Here is a 20786-nt window from a genome sequence, read left to right on the forward strand (position 1 = left end):
ATTATCTAAACTAATAAACAAGGGAAAAAAGCTATTTAATTTATCAAACCGCGCTATTGGGAACGACTTCCTGCTCGGTAGCCTCATTATAAAGGATAATTTATTTATCTGTAAATCGATTTTTGAACATGCATGCAGGAGGTAATGGGAATGAGTATGGGAGCAATGCTGATTCGGCTGCGGGAGGACAAGGGAATCACGCAGTACGAAGTCGCGGAGAAACTGGGCATCAAACGGGCACGGTACAATGCATGGGAGAACGACATCGCCAAGCCGCGCGTCGAGATGCTCAACAAGCTGGCGAATTTTTACGGCGTCAGTCCGGATTATTTGCTGGGCTTCGAACGGTCTGGCGACATTCCGACATGGGCGACAGCCAAGGACAAGCGGGATTTCAAGCGGATGCTCGAAGAAGACGAGGAGGTTATGTTCGACGGGGTACCGATCAGCGACATCGGGCGCCAGCGCGTGATGGACGTGCTGACCGGCCTGTTCTGGGAAGCGAAGCAAATGAACAAGCGGAAAAAAACGACTCCGACGGAAGACGAGTAAACCGAGCAGGTGATGCCATGAACGAACTCATATACAAGCTCATCCGGCGGTTCCAGTCCAACGATCCGTTCGAAATCGCGGCCGGACTCGGCATTCACGTCCGGTTTGCCGATCTGGGCCAGGGTACGCGCGGTCTGTATTTCAAGAAGCTGCGGCGCAGGTTCATCGTCATTCACGACCAGCTGGACGAGAACTGGCAGCGCTTCGTCTGCGCGCATGAATTGGCGCATGACCGGCTGCATCCGGGCTTCAGCCGCTTTTGGCTGGACGAGCAGTCCTTCTTTAATGTCGGCAAATACGAGCGCCAAGCCAACAAATTCGCCGTCCGGCTGCTGACCGCGGGCGACTCCCTCATTAAAGGCGAGACGATCGAAGCGCTGCTGCAACGCAACGGCGTTCCGGAGGAAATGCACAAATATTATTTTTAGCGCCGTTAAGCTTCTTGATGCATACACCCCCCTCCCTTTGCGGATAGGGGGTTCTATGCGCTGCAGCGTTGCGGCCGCTAATCGTACCCTGACGACCTTGCATGTTTCCTCTGCTGCGCCCAAGCCCTGCTAGTCCGCCAAAAATTTCCTGCTATCGTTAATGATCCTCTAACACGGCGCATATATACTGAACGTGAAGCAGCACACTACTCTATGCTCCCTCACAGAAAGGAACGTCGACGATGGGCATTCATACGTATTTTCAATCGTTAACCGATCTAGAGCGCATTATCCGCTGCCCGGGTAAATTCAAATTCCAGGAGCACAGCGTATCCGCCCATTCGTGGAAGGTCGTGCAATACGCCAAGACCCTGGCGGACATCGAAGAAAGCAACGGCGTCGCCGTCGATTGGAAGAAGCTGTACGAAATCACCAGCAGCCACGATTACGGCGAGATTTTCATCGGCGACATCAAGACGCCCGTGAAGCATTATTCCCTCGAGCTGCGCTCGATGCTGCAGCAAGTCGAAGAAGGCATGGTCGCCCACTTCATCGACGAGCATATTCCGGAGGCGTTCAAGTCGATCTTCCGCAGGCAGCTGCGCGAAGGCAAAGACGATTCGGTCGAGGGTCAAATCCTGGAAGTCGCGGATAAAATGGATCAGATCTACGAAGCGTTCGCCGAGCTGCAGCGAGGCAACCTCGAGAAGGAATTCATCGTCATGTACCGGCATGCGCTGATCAAAATCAAATCGATCAAGCTGCATTGCGTCGATTATTTCCTGCAGCACATCCTGCCCGACCTCGTCAGCGAGGGCTCCAAATCCCCGATCGATATTGAAATGATTACGAGGGAAGCATTGGCCTCGTAGTCGACAAGCGCCCCATGTTTCCCTTGTCCGTCAGTTTAGACCTTCCATTATGTCCTCGCTTGCGCCTCTCATCCATGCGCTTCCGCTTCCCCCGTTCCTCCGTTACAACAGCGTTTCCCATAGCAGATAAAAGACGTGACAGGGTCCTTCGTCGTTAAGAACGACAACCCGGATCGCGTCTTTAGCGATGCGAATAAGCTTCGGTGCGGCTTTCGCTCTGAATCCGGCTATGTCGCCCTTCACGTTAATCATGATCCTCATCGTCGCCAAACTCCCTCGCTTCGTTATTTTGCATGCCAAAAAGCTGCCGAAGGAATCTCGGCAGCTCTTTGAGGGTTGCGTTGCGCAAGCAGACGAATTAATTTATCCGTTTGGCAGCTTGGAGCAGATCATGCAGCACTTTGGCCGCGGCTTCGCGAGTCGTCGCTTCGGCCGGTTGGAAGTAGCTGCCGCCTTTCAATTCGACGCCCTTCATCAATCCGGCGTCAGTGACGAGTTGAATGCTCTCTTTTGCGTAGCCGCTGAACGTTGCGGCATCGGCATAGGTGCGAGATCCGCCCGCATTCGGCTGCTGAAGGTCGATCAGCTTGATCGCTCTCGCCAGCATGACCGTCAGATCTTGACGGGTAATGGTAGCGTTCGGCTTGAACTGGCCCTCCGCGCCCGTGACGAGTCCGGCCGCGTACGCCGTGGCGACGTCGGAGGCGAACCAATCGCCGCTCTTCACGTCGCCGAACGGCGCAGCCGTCGTTTGCGCCTGCAAGCCCAGCGCCCGCACGAGCATGGACGCGAATTGCGCGCGGGTCACGTTCGCCTTCGGCGAGAAGGCGTGCTCGGTCGTGCCGTTCAGCAGGAACTTGTCCGCGAGCGTTTGGATCTCTTCGCGCGCCCAGGACTTGTCGATATCGGCGAACGCGACATGCCGCGAAGCCGCAGCGTAGGTCGAGAAGCCGGGACGTTGAATCGTGATAATCGAAGCACCGTCGCTAGCTTGCGTAATTTGAGCCGGAACCGGGTAGAGCTTGCCGCCGTCGAGGTACAGCGCGCCGGCCGCGCTCGCGTCGGTGCCTTTCTCGATCAGGAACGACCTGACCGCGAATTCATCGGCTTTCAGCTGAAGCGGTGCGGTTACGCCGCCGCTTACGCTGCTTGCTTCGAAGACGTAAGGCGTTCCGAGGATCACCGCGTCCGCCGCCTGCTTCGCGAACTCGGCCTTGCTGGCTTCATCCTGCTTGATCGCGATCGCCACGTCCGCGCCTTCTGGGGCTTGCGCCAGCGCGGTGAGCGGCAACGCGAGCGACGCATCGTTCCAGGAGAAGACGATTACGCCCTCAAGCCCGGCTTCCTTCAGCGTTTTCACCTGCGCGGCCGTTAATTTCAGCTGCGCGGCGACGGCATCGTCGGAAGCCGCGCCGATGGTCAGCGCGACCGGCGACTTCGCGCCAGTTATCGCCTTTTGCAGGTCGGCGTCCGTAACCGAAACGGACAATTGCGTGCCTTCCACGCTCGATTGCGGCGTGATTGCGATGCCCGTTTGCCCTTTCGCGATCACGGATGCGGCCACTTCCTTGTTGTACGCCGCTTCGCTAGGCGTCACGGGATTCGTGCCGTAAATCGGCGGACTGGTCGGCGGTTCCGTCGGCGGGGTCGGTTCGCCCGCTTCGCCGGACATGTAGAACGTTTTATACGCTACCGACTGGTCGACGAGCTCGTAGTTCGCGTCGTAGACCGAACCGACGACCGCCAGCTTGTACCGGCCCTCGGGGAGATACGCGTTCGCCTTGTTGCCGTCGTTCACGTAGATGCCCATATTGTAGGAGCCGTCGAATTCCGGAATAGCGAAGGTGGACGGCAGCGGATTCAGCACGTCCTTGTCTTCGTCCGTGTCGAAATATTCGGCCACGATGCCCATCGGCTGGTCGTTCATGTCGTAGACCGCCGCGTACAAGTGATTGATCTTGCCCTTCGGCAGCGACGCCGTAATATCGATCGGCGCGTCCTTCGACACGGTCGGACTGCTGAGCGTCAGGTTCTGAATCGGGAAATCGTTGTCGTCGGACGCGGCGCCGACGTGAATAACGAACGGCAGATGCAGGGACGGGAGTCCCGCGCTCTCGAGCAGCACTTCGCCCTCGTACACGCCGACCGGCGCCTGCGCGGTCGCGGCCGCGGTCAGGTTGAATTCGAAGGTGCCGGCTGGCCCCACCTGGATCTGATTGCCCGTCAGTCCGTCCAGCTTCGCCGCGATCACGCGGGAGTCCGGCGTCGGAATCGGATGATGCGGGTCCGACGTGACCGACGGATGCATCACGACTTTCGCGTTGTACGTCACGGACGCATTCGACAGGTTCTTGACGCGCAGCGGCTTCTTGACCGCGGCGTCGCCCGGCTTGATCTTGCCAAAGCTCACGCTGCTCGCTTCGCTCGGAATCGCCGTCGGGTTCATCTTATCGTCGTAGATCGTAATCTCGTCCAGCGATTCGATGATGGCGCGCGTATCGATCGCGTTCATGACGTCGACCTGTCCCGCGCCCTGCGAATAAACGTCGTACGGCGTGGCGTCTTCATCGACCAGCTTCTCCGACGTATTCGCCAGCGCCGCGCGAATGTCGGTCGGCGTCCATCTCGGATGCGCCTGCTTGATCAGCAGGGCAAGACCGGCCACGTGCGGCGTCGCCATGCTCGTGCCGCTCAGCTTGGCATAAGCCTTATCGTAGCTGGCATCCGGATTCGCCGCGCCATAGGCCGGCACGGACGAGAAGATCTGCACGCCAGGCGCGCTCAGGTCCGGCTTGATGCCGTAGTTGCCGTCGGAGTTCGGTCCTCTGGAGCTGAAATCCGCCATGCGCTCCCCGGCGACGGTGGTCTTGGCAAAATCGTTCTTCATCGTAAATTGCAAGGTTTGCGTCGGATCAGCCTGCAGTGCGCGGGCTAGCGCGCGCCCCGTCTTGCCCGCCATGTCAAAGGTCGGGATATAGTCGTAGCTGTCGCCGAGGAACCCGATCGGTCCGATCGGACCATTGCGATCCGCGATGTCGTCCGACAGATCGGGCACGTTGACGTTCGGGCCGACGGCGTTGCCGTTGAAGATGACCGCGGCCTTCGCGCCGTGCTTGGCCGCGATCTTCGCTTTCTCGTCGAAGGTCAGGTTCCCCCGGGAGATGAAGACGATCTTGTCGGCCAGGAACGCCTTATCGAGGCCTTCGTAATCGTCGTTCGACCCGAGTCCGACATACACGCCCTGAATCGGGCCTGCGCCGAACATCGCGTTGAAATCCTCTTCGTCCGTCGTCCAGCTCATCAAATCCGTCTGCGCCTCGTTGGCGAGGGATCCGACTTCGCTGCGTACCCTTCCCGCGACGCGGATGCTCTCGCTCGTGGTCGCGCCGACGGAGATCGCGAGCTGCGAGGAGGCCGGCGAGCCCATGGAATAATAGTACTGATTGCCGGCGCCGGCGTTGCCGTTCGCCACGACGGCCACGACGCCCGCCAGCACGGCGTTGTTCACCGCCGCGGAGTCGGGCGAATCGGGATCCTTCTCCAAGTCGCTGCCGAGGGAAAGGTTGATGACGTCCATCTTGTCCTCGACGGCATGCTCGATTCCGTCGATGACTTGGGCGGAGGTGCCGCCGTCCGGTCCGAGCACCTTATAGGCGTACAGCTTGGCATCGTAAGCGACGCCCTTCTGCACGTGGTTGGCCGTCGCGTTCGAAGCCGTGCCGGCGATGGTGCCGGATACGTGCGTGCCATGGTAAGAGCCTTCGTAATCGCCCTCCGGCAAATCCTCGTACGGATCGTCGTCTTGGTTCACGGCATCGTAGCCGCCGCCTTCGACGTAATTGCCGACGAGATCGGGATGCTTGTAATCGATGCCGGTGTCGATGACGCCGACCTTCAGCCCTTTGCCCGTATAGCCCCGTTCCCACGCCTTCAGGACGCCGATCTGCTCGAGCGGCACCGTATCGATGGTCGACGAGCCGGCCGCGGCGGCCTGATAGCTGTCGGTTACGTCGGCCGGATAATACAGGACGTTCTTATGAATGGACTTCACGCCCGGCAGCTTGGCCAGCTGCGGAATCCGGTCCGCGCGGACGGTGATTTCCATTCCGTTCAGCACCGTATTGAAGCGGCGGTCGACTTTGAACGGCACGCTCTTTGCCTGCGCGCTGCGGACGAACGCGTCCTGCTCGGTCTGCACGGTCGCCTCGGTGGCTTTCTTGGCCAATGAACCGTAGCCGAGCTTGGCGGCATACTGCCCGACGGCCGCGGGCTGGCCGCTGAATTGAACGATAACGTTGATGTCTTCCGCGGAGGCGGTGTTAATATCGTCGGCCACGAACGCTTCGCCCGGAGCCGCCGCGCGGGTCGCGTCCTCCGGTCCGGCTTCCTGCAGCAGGCGGGCGACCGTATCCAGCCCCTCCTTGGTTATGATGGTTGGATCTTTCGGAGCGGCATGCGCGGCGGGCAGGCTCGTCGCGACGAGACTCCCGGCCAGCACGGACACCGTCGCGAGCGAAAGCGATGTTTTGAGAAGTGATCGTTTCACGTACAGGTACCCCATTTCGGATCAGAATAATTGCTTTCTCGCAGACTAGCTTAAGTTCAGGACGTCCAAACCGTCGATGGTGACGATGCTGCCTTTCGACTTCGGATTCGCTTCGTCCGCATGCACGATCTTGATCTTGTGCACGCCGCCGGCGAGTTCGGCCGACGTGAAGACCGGCACCTGATAGCGCAGGCTCTCGCTATATAGATCAACCGGCGATTCGGTAACGGACTCGCCGTCGATATAGATATTTACCTTGCCGCGGTTGCTGCCCGTCGTGGACCACAGCGTCACCTTCGTGCCCGTGAACGTGAATTCGGCGGCGTTGCCCGGCATCGTGCTGTAGGTCTGCACGCCGTCGGGATACTTCATGCCGTAGCGAATCGCCCACGGACCTGCGTAGGTACCGGAAGCGGACGTCGGCGAGATCAAGCTGGAGAACGCGACGGCGTCCATGTTGATCGCCTTGACCTGCTCCGTGCCGCCTTCGCTTTGAATGACGACGTCATGATGCCCGTTCGGCAGCATGAATTTAAACAGCGACTGCTTCGGCTGCGGCTTCTCGCTGTACAGGTTGACGTAACCTGCGACCGCGCCGTCGATCCAGATCGAGGCGATGCCTTGCGCATCGTTCTTCATGCCGATCCACTCGAAGAGGTTCCCTCTGAAGCCGAATCGGACGGAGCCGTCACCGTTCAGCTGCTTGATGGTGCCGCCCGAATAGGACTCGTCCGTCACCGTCTTCCAGTCGCCTTCGTAGGTCAGCGACGGATCGTCGTCCTCGAGCGAGCCGGACGAGTTGCCGTACGCCACGTTCAAGGTATATTGGCCCGCTCCGGCCACGGCATAGAGGTTGATGTAATACGTACCCGCCTTGGCCGCGCGGTACGTGATCGATTCGGTCGACGTGCCCGGATGCTCGGAATACGCGACCGCGCCTTCGTTGCCCGCCACCGTCGTGGCGGAGGAATCGTACAGGATGAGATCGAAATCCGTACCCGCCGCGCCCTTCAGCGAGAAGGTCGCCTCCTCGCCGGCGTTCAGCTCGACGGAGTAGACGTGGTTCGGATCGTTCGCCTGATCGAGCTGGCCGGCGATCGACGGAACGATCAGCGACATGCCCGGAATGTCCTTGTTCCACAGCGCGCGGTACGCGCTGATCAATTTCCCGCTTGCCGTAATGGGCTTAAGCCCGCTCAGGGATTTGCCGCTCGTCACGACGCGTTGCTTGATGTCCATGGCGCTCAACGCCGGCTGCTGGCTCTCCACGAGTCCCGCCACCCCGGCGGCGTAAGCCGCGGCATACAAGGTTCCTTGCGCATAGGAATATTTGCCGTTGCTGTTCTTCAGATTGACGATGGTTTGCGCGGGCTTATTGCTGATGACGGTGTCGTAGAACAAGCTGAAATCCATCAATTTATAGGTCTGGCCGTCGTAGATGGTGCCGGGCACGCCCCAGCCGTTGAATACGTAGCCGCCTTCTTTCACGAGCTTAAGACCCAGCACGTCTTTCACGAATGGAGCGTTCGGACTTTGATCGATCGCGTCCTGCCCCGTAAGCATCAGGTGGCCGCCGTCGTTCAGATAATCCGTCAAGCTGGACTGATCGCGATCGGTAATCAGCTTGCTGCCGTTGACGGCCCATGCGGTTCCCGTGAACCAGACGACGACATCGTACTGCTTCAGCTGCTCAAGCGGCGGACCGTCGAAGGTCTCGTCCTGCGTCGTGAAGGTATCGTACGCATAGCCGCCCTGCTGCAGCAGCCCTTCGTAGACCGCCATCGGATCGCTCTCCCAGTCGGTAGGTCCGGCTTCGCCGCCGCTGCGCTGGCTGTCGTTCACGAGCAGAATCGTCGGCGCGGCGCCGCCGGCCGGCTTGAGGTAATCCAAGGCGCGGTCGAACATATCCTGCCGTTGACCGGCATATTGCGGGTCGTCGATCGGAATTTCCTCGAACCCAATGCCGTTGTAGTAGGCTTTATACGTGCCGTTATCGATTTGGGCCGCATAGCCGGCATCCACGTCGGGTACCGTCGAGATGATCAATTCGGACGGCGCGGCGACGTCGACGGACGTTTGACCGATCGCGGCGTCCAAGGACAGGTCCCCGAGGATATTGACGCCGGTGACCGACAGCATGTTCGCGCTTGGATAAGCGGCCGGGTAAACGGGATCAAGATCCGCATTCAGGGTTCCGCCGAACATCCCGCTGCTCTCGCCTGCCGGGGACACGAACAACATATCCGAGGCGTTGATGGCATCCTCGATCAGCTTGCTTCTGTAGGTATACACGATGCCGAGCGTGGCGATCTTGACGCCGTGCGCTTCGGCGTAGTGGATGGCATCCACGACATCCGTGAAGTACCCGCCGTCAGGGGAAACCACCTTCAGCGGCATGACGTTGATGTTGGGCGCGACGCCGGCGATGCCTTCGCCGTTGTTCATCGCGGCGGCGATTTGACCGGCGACCGTCGTGCCGTAAGCATCGCTGAGGCCGTCGCTCGTATCGAACAACGTGTTGTCGTCGTGGGCGAAATCCCACCCGTTCACGTCGTCGACGAGTCCGTCGCCGTCATCGTCGATGCCGTTATCCGGAATTTCCTTGTCGTTGGTCCAAATTTGGCCGACCAGGTCGGGGACGTCGATCTTCGTGCCGTTGCCGATGACCGCGACGGCAACGTCCTTGCTGCCCGTCGTAATTCCCCAGGCTTCCGGCAAATCCATATCGATGTCCGGCGTACCGCCGGGCACCGTGCCGTCATTAAGTGCTTGTCCGGTATTATGCAGACCCCATTGCTCGTGGAAGAGCGGGTCGGTCGCCATTACCGGAGGCGCGCCCGCGTCCGCTGCCGACACGGGAGCTTGGTCCGCCAGATCGACCGGACGGAACGTCTGCGGGTTCAGCGCGGGGGATACTTTGTAGTCGGGTTCCGCGTAGAGCACGTTCGGATCCTGGAGCAAGTCTTGAATCACGCTATGTACATCGGCTCCAGCCGCGAGCTGCAAAAGTTCGGCATTGGCAACCGACAGCGGGCTGGCGTCTATTATTTGCGCGGAAATCGATTCGGCGGAAGCGGCAGCCGATGCCGACCGATACTTGACGATCACGCGGTCAGGGGCATACTCGGGCGCTGCCGGCAGCGTGCTCGCGAATGCGGGCTGATTTGCGGAAGCTTGTCCCGCGGCATTTGCTTTCGTGTAGATGGTTGTGTCAGGGGAAGCCTGTTCCCCGGTCCACTGGCTTTTTCTCAGCGGATCATGCGAGGGTTGTTCGGCCAAAGCAGGCGTTACCATGCCAAACGCTAGAATCGTAGAGAAGAGAGCAAACGTAAGTTTCGTACTTATCCTGGTCAAGCCATGTCACTTCCTTCGCTAAATTAGTTTAACGACAGCGTTGCGATTCCGTCATGATTACGGAATAGGAGGAGCGATAATTCGGAGTTCTATGCTGCCCGCAAAATACTTACTAGTATAAAAGTACGAGAAGCGCCAATCTTCGTGCGCGATTGGCATGCGGGCAATCGGGGAAAACCCTTCATGCGATTACGTAATACGACCACCCCTACTTCCGTTAGCGTATGCTCCTGCAGTCGAGCTTGCCGCGAATTTCAACTTCTCCGAAAATCGCGAACGCTTGCAGTTGCGAATTCGAGTTTAATGTCATTAAATCTAACATTCCACCTCGGAATTATGAGAAAATTATATAGTCGGCAAAATGATAGCGTCAACATATTTATTTTTTTAAACTTATGTGAAAATGACTATGAAAATCAAGGAAATTCGTGTTATATTAAATGACGTGTTTACAATTTGTATATATAAAAAAACCTTAAAAAATCAGCTTCGTTCGATGCCAAGCCCTCTGATTTCCGAGCAACAGAACACCTCTTACAGGGGTGCTGCGCTTACCTGAATATCGATTACCACGGCTTCTCTCAATTGCTTCCTATTCTTATCTGTTCAACCGTTGAATCCATAGGCTCTTAACGCTGCAACGCACAGGATATCGATTGATTCGTTCGTTCATCGAGTTCCTTAACCATAGCCAAATCATTGATGCAGTTAATAGTCTCGTCCGGAACGACGCCGTCCGCGTGCGGCTTCTCGAACTTCGGCATAGCGGCGGCGATATGACCGCGCTGGCGATCCTCTTCATTTCACAAGTCGGATACATTCGCGCCAAACTTTGGCAACATCCATGCCGTATCGTTTTCTTCGAGACGAATCCGAAATGGGGAATCCGATTGAAGAAAATCGCATGGCCGTTGACTGCCCTGGTGTTCCTGCTCGCCGCATGCAGCAGCTCCGATAACGCCCCGGAGCCGGGAACGGGATCGACATCGCCGGGGAAACAGCCCCCCGGCAGCGAAAACGCCTCCGGAACGACGGAGCAGCCCCGTGACGGCGAGACCGCCTCCGGTCCGGTGAAGCTGACGTTCGCCACTTATTATCTGAGCGATCGGATGCAGGCTGCCGTCGCGCAATACGAAGGGCTTCATCCGAACGTCGAGATTGCGCTTCAAGCGACGCCTACCTCCGGCAAGGACCTCGACGAAGTAATGGCCTACCATGAAAAATTCGTGACCGGCGTAAACACGGCCGTTCTCGCGGGCAAAGGGCCCGACCTGATCGAGCTGGACGAGCTGCCGATGGATGCCTACGCGGATCGCGGGCTGCTCGCGGAGCTGAACGGGATCATGACGGGAGATGCATCGTTTCGTCCGGAAGATTATTTCACCAACATCCTGAACCATGCGAAGAACGGCGACGGGCTGTACGGCATGCCGCTGTATTTCTCCCTTGTCGGCTTGGTCGGCGACAGCGAGGCGATCGGCAAGACCGGCGTGCAAATCGACGATAGCAGCTGGACGTGGAACGATTTCCTGGATACGGCCCGGCAGCTGCAGCAGAAGGGCGAGTTCAAAAACGCGATCGTCAGCGAGCCGTCCATCCTGCTGAGCGAGCTGGCCGCCGAGAATTTCGCCCGGCTCGTCAAGGGCGACAAAGGCGAACGAAGCTTCGATTCGGCTGCGTTCGTCGAGCTCATCGATCAGGTGAAAGCCATGGTCGACGACGGCTTGCTCTTCGACATGCTCAGAGACGGGGGAGGCAGAGGGAGCACCGCTACCCAGAACGCGCATGCGTATTTCAGCGAGAACACGATCAGCTCGTTCGGCACCTATCTATTCAACGATCTCATCGCGCATCCGGCACTGTACGCGAAGCCGCATCCGCAAGCCATGGGCGCCGGCGGTTATTTCAGCACCTACGGCACGGTGGGCATCAACGCGAACTCCCCCCATAAGCAGGAGGCGTGGAATTTTATCCGTTTTCTCATGGAGAACGAAGCGAAATCGCCGGCCGATGCTTCCGAAGACCGCGGCTTTCCGATCAACATGACCGCCTATGACGAACAGGTAGCGAAACTGAAAGCGGCGGGCACGATTCAGACGGATACGCATCCCGCGACAACCGTCGATGCCGGCAAGCTGGATCAGCTGAAAGCGGATCTGACGGAAGCCGTTCACTGGGCTCACGCTCCCTCGAATATCGACGAGACGATCATGAATGAAGCCAAAGCCTTCTTCAGCGGACAGAAAACGGCGGAGCAAGTCGCGAAGCTGGTGAAAAGCAAAGTCGACCTCATCCTGAACGAATAGGCCGGAACCGGCGGATGCGGGCCGAATCGGACTGCGAGGCGCCTATGTGGTCCCCGAATACGAGCAACGCAAAAAAGCGACCTGTCACGGTCGCTTTTCTGCGTGTATCGGGAATCGGTTCCCATCCCTGGTGTCCCAATCTTCCCTGTGCGATTCGATGCATCCCTTACAGGCCTAGAGCATTGCCCTTCTCCAGACGCACGATATGCTTCTCCCCGTCATCGGCCAATGTTCGGAACTGATTGATTGTTTCCCTCATTTTCGGAAGAGCTTGCTGTTTGTAGGAGCTGATGGCATCGAACGCCGACAGCACGTCCGCGAACGCTTGTTTCAAGGTATCGACCGAGACCGTCGCGTCCATGGCCTGCTGATGGATGGCCACGCCTTGGTCCTTCAGCATTCTCGAGGTGCCGGCGATCAGGTTCGTGGTGGTCTGATTGAGCAGCTCGATTTTCTTGAGCACGATCCCTTGATTATACAGGGCGCTCGCCACCGTAACGGCAATCTTCAAGGCCGAGATCGTGACGGTCTTCGCTCGGTCCACGCCGCGAATGAGCTCTTTGTTGTTGCGGATGACGACCTCGTAGGCCAGGATCCCTTGCTGGTTAACGACCAGCATTTGCTGCAAATCCATGACGCGCTGGCGCATCGGGAACAGGATCTCCTCCGTGATGAACCGAATCTTCTCCGGGTCCTCGCCGCGCTGCTTGGCTGATTCGATCTGGGCTTCGATGGACTGATCCATCAGCATTCCGAGCTGAATTTCTTTCTTGAGCGTCTTGGTTAGCTTTCGGATGTCGTGCTGCTCGAGCTCGAGCGTCGTGTTGTCGTTGCGGAGCGTGGCGCCGCCTTTATCAAGCGATACGACGATGTCGGCGATCACCTCGTCGGCCTTCTCGAACTTGAGGAAGTACGCGCGCAGCGGATTGAACAATTTGCCGAGGAATCCCTTCTTGGCAAAGTCGATCATGCCGGGATCCAGATCCTTCAGCTGCGTGTGCAGTTCGGCGAGTCCCTTCGCGACCGGTCCGCCCTCGTCGCCCGATCGGGCAAGATTGCCGACCGAAACCTGCAGCAGCGTGTTTTTATCGGAGGACCGCTTCATGGTGTTCAACCCATACGCGTCGATGGAGCGAAGGATCTCCTTGCGCTGCTCCAGGGACTCGGCATCCAAGGCCATGATCATCGCGACGTTCGCATTCGCCTCTTCCCGAAGCTTCGCTTCTTCCTCCGGCACTGGCTGCACGGTATGCTCGATCTCGGCCGTCAGCTCTTCCGGACTGGATACATTCATCGAAAACGACATGGAAATCCCCCCTCGGAATACTTACATTTGAACGTTGAACAGATTGCCGATCTTGTACACGACGTCGTCCGTATCCGCATTGATACTGGCCGCTTCGTTAATGCTGGAGATGTTCTGGAGCGCTTGAATATTGGCGTTATAGCCGATCGTGTAGATCGGAATCTTGTAGGTCTCGATCAGTCCTTTGATGTCTTCCAGCGAGTAGCCTTGATTCGTCTCCCCGTCGCTGAGAACGAAAATAATCGGCTTCGTGTTCGGATCGATGGCCAATTGATCCTCGAGCAGCTTGAGCGCAACGACGATGCCGTTGAAGGTTGCCGTGCCGCCGCCGGACTGCAGGCTGTTCACCGCCCCGACGAACATGGACTGCTGGTTCGTATCGTACTTCGCGATCGGCAGCTTGATGGCGACGCCGTCCGAGTAGGAGACGAGACCGATGCTGTTGTCTTTGCCCAAGTATTTCTGCCCTTTCAGAAGCGACTCCTTGAGCCGATTGATCGGCTCGCCGTCCATGCTGCCGGAGACGTCGGTGACGAATACCGCCGTAATCGGCTTGCTGCCGTTCTTTTTCTCTTTCCACACCTTCTGCGCGGACGCGAGCAGATTCCCATCCACGGGGGCCAGCTCCGACTTGTAGGTTTCAAGTCCGTTAAAGCCTTTTTCCTGCGCGGTTTGCATGTATTTGTCCTGCGTCACGAATTCCGCGAACTTCTTGAGAATATCGAGCTTTGCCTGCGGCAGATCGCCTAAAGCATAGAGCGGACTGTCGTGCCTGAACCCAAACGGCGTAAAGACATACCCGCTTTTCAATTCCGCGGCGTTGACGTACGTCTGGTATTCCAGGACGAACCCGTCGAGGGCCCCGGACTTGGCCGCGTCCCGCATCTGAATGGTGGTTGAAGCGATGAACGGTACGTTGGATTGGAACTTCTCGAATTCCTGCACGGCCTTGTCGCTCAGCATATTGGCGCTGTCGAAGGTATGAAGCGCCGTCACGAGGAAATTCAAGCCCGTGGAGCTCGCGAAGGGATCCGTATAACCCATGGAGAGCTCGTTATTGGCGATCGCTTCCGTGACGGTCTTCACATTGACGGAGCCGTACTTATCGATCATGGCATCGTACTTCGCCTTGGCGATGACGATTCCCGGAACGTTTCCGACGAGACGATTCACGACGAGCTGCGTTTTGACTCCGCTTGCTTGAACCATCTCGCCCCACAATTCATTCGAAGGCGTAAACGCGTCGGGGACGTACTTGCCGGATTTGATATAGTCCGCGGCGGTGCCCGAGGCGATATTCCGAATCTTGACCGAAGCCGGCTTGCCGTCCACGGCAATATTCGCCTTGTTGAATTCGGTCGCCACGTCCGTCAACCATCCGTCGACGCCCGTGCCCGACTTTTCCGTGGACGAGAAGATCTCGACGAAGTTATCGTTCGTATTGTTCACCGTGATCGGGAACTTGGCGATATCGGGCAAGGATGCTGCGACATCGACGGGATCCAGGTCGATCTGGCCTTTGACGGGGGCATCGGTCGTCGGGGCGATATCCGCGTACAGTTTATTCAACCGGTCCCCGGCATCCTCGGCCGTCACTTCCGCTTTCGATTTGCCCAGATTGGAGGTCAGCGTCACCCCGGCATACACGAGACCGAAGACGACTATCAGAAAAATAGCGGAGATCAGCAGAAACTTGCTCTTTCTTTGCATCCAGGCCACCTCTTAATTCTTGTAGTATTGGGTTTGCTTGATCAACGCGTCGATCTCCTGCATGCAAGGCATGCTGTCGATATCGCCGGGATCCAGACTGTCCAGCCGGGAGATCTCGAGCAGAAGCTGATCCAGCTTCAACAAGATCTCCTCGTTCGTGGCCAGCGATTGTTTGGTGAAGGACAGGTATTCGCCGTACACGCTTTTCCTGGCCTGAAGCAGCTCCGGCGATAAGGGCGGCGGCTTCCGGCCCGAGACGCTTTCGAATTCCGACTCGTCGAACGTGCGCAGCCGATTGATAACGCTTCTGACATTCAGGTAGAAGAGCTTCTCCACTTCGTGGATGACGGCGGCAAACTTCTTGTAGCTCAATTCCGCGGGATCGAATCGCTGCTTCAAAACCTCGAGCAGCGTGTTCTTTTTCTTCTCCAGCCGTTCCAGTTGACGCAGGGCCAAACCGATATCCGCCTCCAAGACCTTAATACGCCTAAAGCGCGATAATGCCTCGACATAATCGTCATGCGTCTTGATCTCCTTCGCCGGCAGGGCTGTCTCGGCCTTGAAGAGCAGCGAATAGCACCCATAAAACAGCGTAATGGCGCTGGCGGCGAGAACGGTCGCGCCGATCGCGGAGGAGAGCGCGCTGCCGCCGATCTCGATTCCGAGAAAACCACGGGAGAAAACGACAATATTCAACGCGACGACGCCAAGTGTCAAACCAAGCAGCTTTATGTATCTGGTTACGCCCAATCGAACACCCCTCTGCCAGAAAAATCCTTTCCTCTCACTATCATTGTACAACAATGTTAAATATTGGGGTATGAGTTTTGTCGCAGCGGGTTGGAGTCGAAAGCGTCCCATGCAGCCCGGCCTAGCCTACGATTCCGGCGGGCCCGCATGGAAAGAGCCGCTTCAATTAGATTATGCGCCTCCGAGTGCTATATCCCATCCGGATGCGGCGGCGCGGAGAGTCGAGACCTCGCGGTCATTATTCGACCTATACGCATGAGTTGCAGCGACGTTTCCGTTTGTTGGAAAATTGCGTTTGCCTTGCTTGCACGAAGTCCGTTAAACGAAGAAAAACCACCTTGTAGGTGGTTTTTAGGAGGTGTGGCAATGCAATGCGTGTCAGCATGGGAGTCGACCCCTTGTCCGAAAAAGCGCCGTGCGCGCCTCCACGGGCATAAGCTCAGTCAAGTCTAATCGCCGCCGGCTTAATCCTGCAGCAGCGCGTTGGCGATCAGCATATCAAACTTGCGGATATCAACGCCCTTTTGCAATTTCACTTTGATGTGACCGGCCTTGGTCCACAACTCTACCTCCGCATTGAAGTCGAGAAACCCGCCGGCATTCTCCGTGGACCACATATCGATGGAGGAGTAAGGCAGGGAATAGATCTCGATTTTTTTGCCGGACATTCCTTGCACATCCCGAACGATCAACCGCTTATTCGCGAAAACGGCCGTGTCCCGAAAGGTTTTATAAGCCGCGACCGGTACTTCGCCCTTCACCAGTAACGCGTTGACGTCCTGCGGTATGGGACACTCCGATACCAAGGTCCAATCTAAAATGCTTTGCGTAGCCGCCATCTGCCTAGCCTCCTATTAGTTGAGTTGCCTAATAGTCAGCTATTCGACATTTTTCTAGAATTTCCTTTTTTAAACAACATTGCCATATAAATTCTCCGGTAACAGCGACAAGCCATGCGCCCTTCGGCCTACAGACAGAAACCCGAATTCCGTACATGCCGAAAGTGTATTCGGTGCCGTCCTTAGCCGCGACCGTTACCTCAAGTCCTCCCGCGCTCTCTTGAGCGCTTCTTCAAGCGTCCCTCCGACAATGGTCATCGGGATCGATAACATCACGTTCATCGAAAGACCGAAGTTCTCGATGCGCATGCCGTCCGCATAAAGCCCGGTTGCGGCCTCCGTTTCAGGAAGAAGCTTCTCGGCCATTGTCCGATCGTCCGCGAGGAAGCCGTATAACTTCTTGCCCAATCCATAGCCGAGTCCGCATTCGAAGACAGTGCCCGAATCCGGCTCCTTCCCCCGGAAAGGGTTCAAATTGGCGATAATAATATCCGCTTTCTCGATCAGCTTCACATTTCCTTCGAAAATCGCTTTCGCCGTCCCGAGCAAGTCAGGCCGAGGCTTAATATCCTTATCCAGCGGGAAGATACCTTCGAATCCGTATTCCTTGCATAACTGCTTCATTCGAGACCCGATCTCCACCGCATCGGGCCTGAAAACTTCGAATCCCGCCATATACACTTTCAGTTGCATGCGAACTCTCCCTTTACTTCCCAAAATACATGCGTTAACATTCATCCAGTTTAAGAACTGCTTCGGCAGTTACCAGCCCCAGTTACAGGCAGCAATTTTTATGTTTTTTCCCGCTGCCGCATGGGCAAGGATCGTTCCTGCCGATTTTCGAGGAAGCTGCCGGGAATTGAATCACATTGCCATCATTCGCGCCCCGACTCGGCTTCGGGCTCAGCTCGGCAGGCGTAAAGCCGCGATTGGACCACATTCTCGTCGTGTTGTTCACGTTAATAACGAGCGGCACAATGTCATGGAGCTGCTTCTTGCTCAAGCGAATTTTGCGGATCTCGAACTCTTCCATGATGACGCTAAGCGGCTCTTCCATCGCGCATGCAAGCTGGACATCATCCACGATCGCTTCGGCCAACCGTTCGACTTTCCCCAACCGTTGCACGATATAGCCCTTTAATGCCTCCAGCTGTGGCGTCATTTCGAAATAATCGATATCCGCATAACGCAGCAGCTCCTCCTTGGGAGGCATGTAGTACGGCTTGTCCTTCACGCTCTCCATGAACGCCTCGTAATCTTCGAGGCTTTCTCCTTCCAGGCCATCGCTAAAAAGAAGCCCGCGCTGTACATCCCAAGTCAGCGCTTTATCGGAGACGGAATCTCGGATCCGATTGAACTGCTCCTCCGTCAAACCGCCGTCGTTCTGCTCGTTGATCATCTCGATAACCTTTCGCACGGGACAGATGCCGTACAGGTTAGCCGCAGCTTCCGCATAGCGCAGTACCAGCTGGGTTACGCCGCGTTCCGCTTGAAACGACTTCTGGTCCAGCTTCTTGTAGGCGGACTTGACCTCCTCCGGCATGACCAAGAACAGCTTATCCTGCTCCATGAAACTGAACACCAAGCCTTTATCCATCAGAAACAAGTACGCATCCGCAGTCACGGCATTGTCCTGAACATACGGGACGTTGAGAAGCCGATCCACAAGCGCCCATTCCTTCGTCTCCGCGGTAAGGAACGACGCCCGTACTTGATCCGCATTCGCGATTCGCTCGTAAAGCGCATCCGCGAGCTCCTGTTTCTTCAGCTTGGAGCGTCCCTCAAGCGCGCAATTCGCAGCAACGAAATTCAATCGATCTTTGGTCAGCTGTAACAAGATATCCTTTAAACGAGTCACGACCGCGCCTTTGATCGCATTGCTCGCATTCAGCTGCTGCATCTCTTTTTCCAAATCCAACTCCATTTCTTAACCCCTTTACAAGTCAACGCTAAAGCGATTGTACCCTAACCCGGCTCGCAAATGAAGCGCGTGGAACTATTAAAAAACCCGGAAAACGGAACGCCATGGAAAGCGTCCCGCGATCCAGGCCTTCAATTCGCTAGCCGTGTGCGATCGAACCGAGGCGCAAACTATAATCCAAGCTCGGAGAGACTGGGATAATGATCCGGACGGCGTCCCAACGGCCAGCGGAACTTTCGGTCGGCCTCGCGGATCGGCATATCGTTGATCGACGCGTAACGGCGCTTGTTCAATCCGGTTTCGCTGAACTCCCAATTCTCGTTCCCGTACGATCGGAACCACTGGCCCCCGTCGTCATGCCACTCGTAGGCGAAGCGCACGGCGATACGGTTGCCATTATAAGACCAGAGCTCCTTAATGAGCCGGTAATCCAGCTCCTTGTTCCACTTTCTCGTAAGAAACGCTATGATTTCCGCTCTGCCCACGGGGAATTCGACCCGGTTCCGCCAAGGGCAATCCTCGGTGTAGTCCCTCGCCACCAACTGAGGATCGCGCGTGTTCCAGTCGTCTTCCGCCTTTCGGACCTTTGCGGTTGCCGTCTCCAATGTGAACGGTGCCAGAATAATTCGCATCGAACTGTGCACGTCTCCTTTGCTGTTGTTGCCATTTGGCCCCAAGGGCTCGCTGCTGCGTTAACGTTCATCCAGCTTGAGAACCTTAGGCCTGGTCGTTTGTACCATTATATGGCGGCCCGACTGACGTGTGCGGCACTATCGCGGGCTTGGCTTGGCATGATCCAATTCTTATCGTTCGCCTCCCCGAAACCCGACCAATCGGGGACGATTGGATTCCGGTCCGCAATCCGGGCAGGCTGCACTCCGCCACCGCGGCAAAGGAGCTGTTTTTACCGTGTTACGGGGTTTCCCGACTTCGACGGCATCGGTTTAAGTTAGAGCGAGTTTCCAGTCGTTCCCGCCATCATCTCTTTCACCGCATCCTGAATCGTGCTGGATGGAATCGCGAATCCGATGCCTTGCGCTTCGGAGTTGACCGCGGTATTCACGCCGATCACTTCGCCTTTCGCGTTCAGCAGCGGTCCGCCCGAATTGCCGGGGTTAATCGAAGCGTCGGTTTGCAGCAGATGTTCGTACGGATGCTCGGAACCGTCGTCCTCCGTGACCGTAATCGGGCGTTCCTTTGCGCTGAGCACGCCTGTCGTCATCGTGTGATCCAAGCCGTACGGATTGCCGATCGCGATGACCCAGTCGCCAATATTCGCTTGATTCGAGTCGCCAAAGCTTAGCGTCGGAAAGTCTTTCCCGTCCGGCGTCTCCACTTTGATCACCGCCAAATCCAGTTTTTCGTTCTGGTTGATGATCTTGGCCTTCAGCGGCTCGTCGTATCCGGGCACCGTTACCTTTAGCTCCGAGGCATCGGCAATGACGTGCTGGTTGGTCAGGATATAGCCGTCCTGATTGAAAAAGAATCCGGACCCCGTGCCCATCAGCACCGGCTCTTCATTATTTGGCGCCGACTGCTGTCGACCGCCCGAACGGCCTCCGCCGCCGAAAAGGTTGGTTCTCGACTGGTTGTTCTCGACCCCATAATTTCCGATCTCCACAACCGCGGGGTTCGCTTGATTGAATACCGCGGCGAAATCACCGGTGGACGCCTGGAGAGAAGCGGTCGTTAATCCGGCATCGGCCGAATGGGAGCCGCCGTTCGAAGCGGTCGCCCGCGCGGCGCCGGAAGCCCCGCCGCCGAACAAATCCATTCGATCGGACATGTAGGTCAGCCCGCCGATCGTTAAAGCGCCGGCAAGAAAGGCGGCCAGAATCGTTTGGGATGCCGTTCTTCTCCTTCGAGGTCCGCCGCCTCCCGAGGCTCCTCTCCCGTCGTTCGCGGCGATCGCTTCTTCATACGCCGTCTGTATGTCGGCCGCCTTCTTCGGGGAATCGTAGCGATACATGGTCAGGCCATCGCCGACGTCATCGCGTTCCTGTTTCATTTCCATATGCTCATCCATTCGGATCATCCTCTCGCGCTCTTGATGACTCTATTATGCGGAACGATCCTAAAAGGAAGCTTAAATCTAGCTAAAAGAACGCTGAGAATCTTTCGAAATAGCCAGGAAAATATGACCAGATGAAAACCAAAAACGATCGCTCCCCGGCATCCAAAATGCCGGAAAGCGATCGTTTT

At 57.0% G+C, this 20786-nt stretch carries 15 protein-coding genes; 4 read left to right on the forward strand and 11 right to left on the reverse strand.

The window, feature by feature from the left end; all coding sequences use genetic code 11:
* Window positions 1-150 precede the first annotated feature (150 nt).
* The 3 genes from AC50YL_RS08750 (at window position 151) to AC50YL_RS08760 (ending at window position 1852) form a co-directional block, all read left to right on the forward strand.
* Complete coding sequence (locus tag AC50YL_RS08750) at window positions 151-552, forward strand: helix-turn-helix domain-containing protein (RefSeq protein WP_494831061.1); 402 nt, start codon at window positions 151-153, stop codon at window positions 550-552.
* Window positions 553-569: 17 nt separating this feature from the next.
* Window positions 570-980 (forward strand): ImmA/IrrE family metallo-endopeptidase, encoded by a 411-nt coding sequence (locus AC50YL_RS08755; RefSeq protein WP_494831063.1) that lies wholly within the window; start codon window positions 570-572, stop codon window positions 978-980.
* Window positions 981-1222: 242 nt separating this feature from the next.
* Entirely contained in the window at window positions 1223-1852 is a 630-nt protein-coding gene (locus AC50YL_RS08760) for a YfbR-like 5'-deoxynucleotidase (protein ID WP_494831065.1), read from the forward strand.
* 102 nt (window positions 1853-1954) lie between these two features.
* Here the strand turns inward: AC50YL_RS08760 and AC50YL_RS08765 are convergent, their stop codons facing one another.
* From AC50YL_RS08765 to AC50YL_RS08775, 3 genes are all read right to left on the reverse strand, one after another.
* Complete coding sequence (locus AC50YL_RS08765; protein WP_494831067.1) at window positions 1955-2113, reverse strand: hypothetical protein; 159 nt, start codon at window positions 2111-2113, stop codon at window positions 1955-1957.
* 97 nt (window positions 2114-2210) lie between these two features.
* Window positions 2211-6398: a S8 family serine peptidase gene (locus tag AC50YL_RS08770; RefSeq protein WP_494831069.1), complete on the reverse strand. Its 4188-nt coding sequence runs from the start codon at window positions 6396-6398 to the stop codon at window positions 2211-2213.
* A 45-nt stretch (window positions 6399-6443) separates the two neighbouring features.
* The gene (locus tag AC50YL_RS08775; RefSeq protein WP_494831070.1) at window positions 6444-9692 is read right to left on the reverse strand and encodes a S8 family serine peptidase; all 3249 of its coding nucleotides are present in this window, start codon (window positions 9690-9692) and stop codon (window positions 6444-6446) included.
* A gap of 950 nt (window positions 9693-10642) precedes the next feature.
* On the opposite strand from AC50YL_RS08775, the gene AC50YL_RS08780 reads away from it, so the two are divergent.
* Window positions 10643-12058, forward strand: coding sequence for an ABC transporter substrate-binding protein (locus AC50YL_RS08780; RefSeq protein WP_494831071.1), 1416 nt, complete (start codon window positions 10643-10645; stop codon window positions 12056-12058).
* A gap of 166 nt (window positions 12059-12224) precedes the next feature.
* Here AC50YL_RS08780 and AC50YL_RS08785 read toward each other — a convergent pair whose 3' ends face one another.
* From AC50YL_RS08785 to AC50YL_RS08820, 8 genes are all read right to left on the reverse strand, one after another.
* Window positions 12225-13364, reverse strand: a complete 1140-nt coding sequence (locus tag AC50YL_RS08785; protein ID WP_494831072.1) for a toxic anion resistance protein — start codon at window positions 13362-13364, stop codon at window positions 12225-12227.
* A gap of 21 nt (window positions 13365-13385) precedes the next feature.
* On the reverse strand, window positions 13386-15074 hold the full coding sequence (locus tag AC50YL_RS08790; RefSeq protein WP_494831073.1) for a vWA domain-containing protein: 1689 nt from the start codon (window positions 15072-15074) through the stop codon (window positions 13386-13388).
* A gap of 12 nt (window positions 15075-15086) precedes the next feature.
* Window positions 15087-15824 carry a hypothetical protein gene (locus tag AC50YL_RS08795; RefSeq protein ID WP_494831075.1) on the reverse strand — a complete coding sequence of 246 codons (738 nt, stop codon included), beginning with the start codon at window positions 15822-15824 and terminating at the stop codon, window positions 15087-15089.
* A 464-nt stretch (window positions 15825-16288) separates the two neighbouring features.
* Window positions 16289-16663, reverse strand: coding sequence for a PH domain-containing protein (locus AC50YL_RS08800; protein WP_494831076.1), 375 nt, complete (start codon window positions 16661-16663; stop codon window positions 16289-16291).
* Between the two features lie 195 nt (window positions 16664-16858).
* Window positions 16859-17356 carry a nucleoside 2-deoxyribosyltransferase gene (locus AC50YL_RS08805; protein WP_494831077.1) on the reverse strand — a complete coding sequence of 166 codons (498 nt, stop codon included), beginning with the start codon at window positions 17354-17356 and terminating at the stop codon, window positions 16859-16861.
* Window positions 17357-17438: 82 nt separating this feature from the next.
* Entirely contained in the window at window positions 17439-18587 is a 1149-nt protein-coding gene (locus tag AC50YL_RS08810) for a YecA family protein (protein WP_494831078.1), read from the reverse strand.
* A 167-nt stretch (window positions 18588-18754) separates the two neighbouring features.
* Window positions 18755-19216 carry a nuclear transport factor 2 family protein gene (locus AC50YL_RS08815; RefSeq protein ID WP_494831080.1) on the reverse strand — a complete coding sequence of 154 codons (462 nt, stop codon included), beginning with the start codon at window positions 19214-19216 and terminating at the stop codon, window positions 18755-18757.
* Window positions 19217-19533: 317 nt separating this feature from the next.
* Window positions 19534-20610 (reverse strand): S1C family serine protease, encoded by a 1077-nt coding sequence (locus AC50YL_RS08820; protein WP_494831082.1) that lies wholly within the window; start codon window positions 20608-20610, stop codon window positions 19534-19536.
* Window positions 20611-20786 lie beyond the last annotated feature (176 nt).

The sequence above is a fragment of the Paenibacillus sp. J22P277 genome, from assembly GCF_059383675.1.

Coding starts and splice junctions, on each gene's coding strand:
- AC50YL_RS08790 (WP_494831073.1), bottom strand. CDS start 15,074: ATGCAAAGAAAGAGCAAGTTTCTGCTGATCTCCGCTATTTTTCTGATA.
- AC50YL_RS08810 (WP_494831078.1), bottom strand. CDS start 18,587: ATGGAGTTGGATTTGGAAAAAGAGATGCAGCAGCTGAATGCGAGCAAT.
- AC50YL_RS08755 (WP_494831063.1), top strand. CDS start 570: ATGAACGAACTCATATACAAGCTCATCCGGCGGTTCCAGTCCAACGAT.
- AC50YL_RS08820 (WP_494831082.1), bottom strand. CDS start 20,610: ATGGATGAGCATATGGAAATGAAACAGGAACGCGATGACGTCGGCGAT.
- AC50YL_RS08815 (WP_494831080.1), bottom strand. CDS start 19,216: ATGCGAATTATTCTGGCACCGTTCACATTGGAGACGGCAACCGCAAAG.
- AC50YL_RS08750 (WP_494831061.1), top strand. CDS start 151: ATGAGTATGGGAGCAATGCTGATTCGGCTGCGGGAGGACAAGGGAATC.
- AC50YL_RS08785 (WP_494831072.1), bottom strand. CDS start 13,364: ATGTCGTTTTCGATGAATGTATCCAGTCCGGAAGAGCTGACGGCCGAG.
- AC50YL_RS08800 (WP_494831076.1), bottom strand. CDS start 16,663: ATGGCGGCTACGCAAAGCATTTTAGATTGGACCTTGGTATCGGAGTGT.
- AC50YL_RS08805 (WP_494831077.1), bottom strand. CDS start 17,356: ATGCAACTGAAAGTGTATATGGCGGGATTCGAAGTTTTCAGGCCCGAT.
- AC50YL_RS08760 (WP_494831065.1), top strand. CDS start 1,223: ATGGGCATTCATACGTATTTTCAATCGTTAACCGATCTAGAGCGCATT.
- AC50YL_RS08765 (WP_494831067.1), bottom strand. CDS start 2,113: ATGAGGATCATGATTAACGTGAAGGGCGACATAGCCGGATTCAGAGCG.
- AC50YL_RS08775 (WP_494831070.1), bottom strand. CDS start 9,692: ATGGTAACGCCTGCTTTGGCCGAACAACCCTCGCATGATCCGCTGAGA.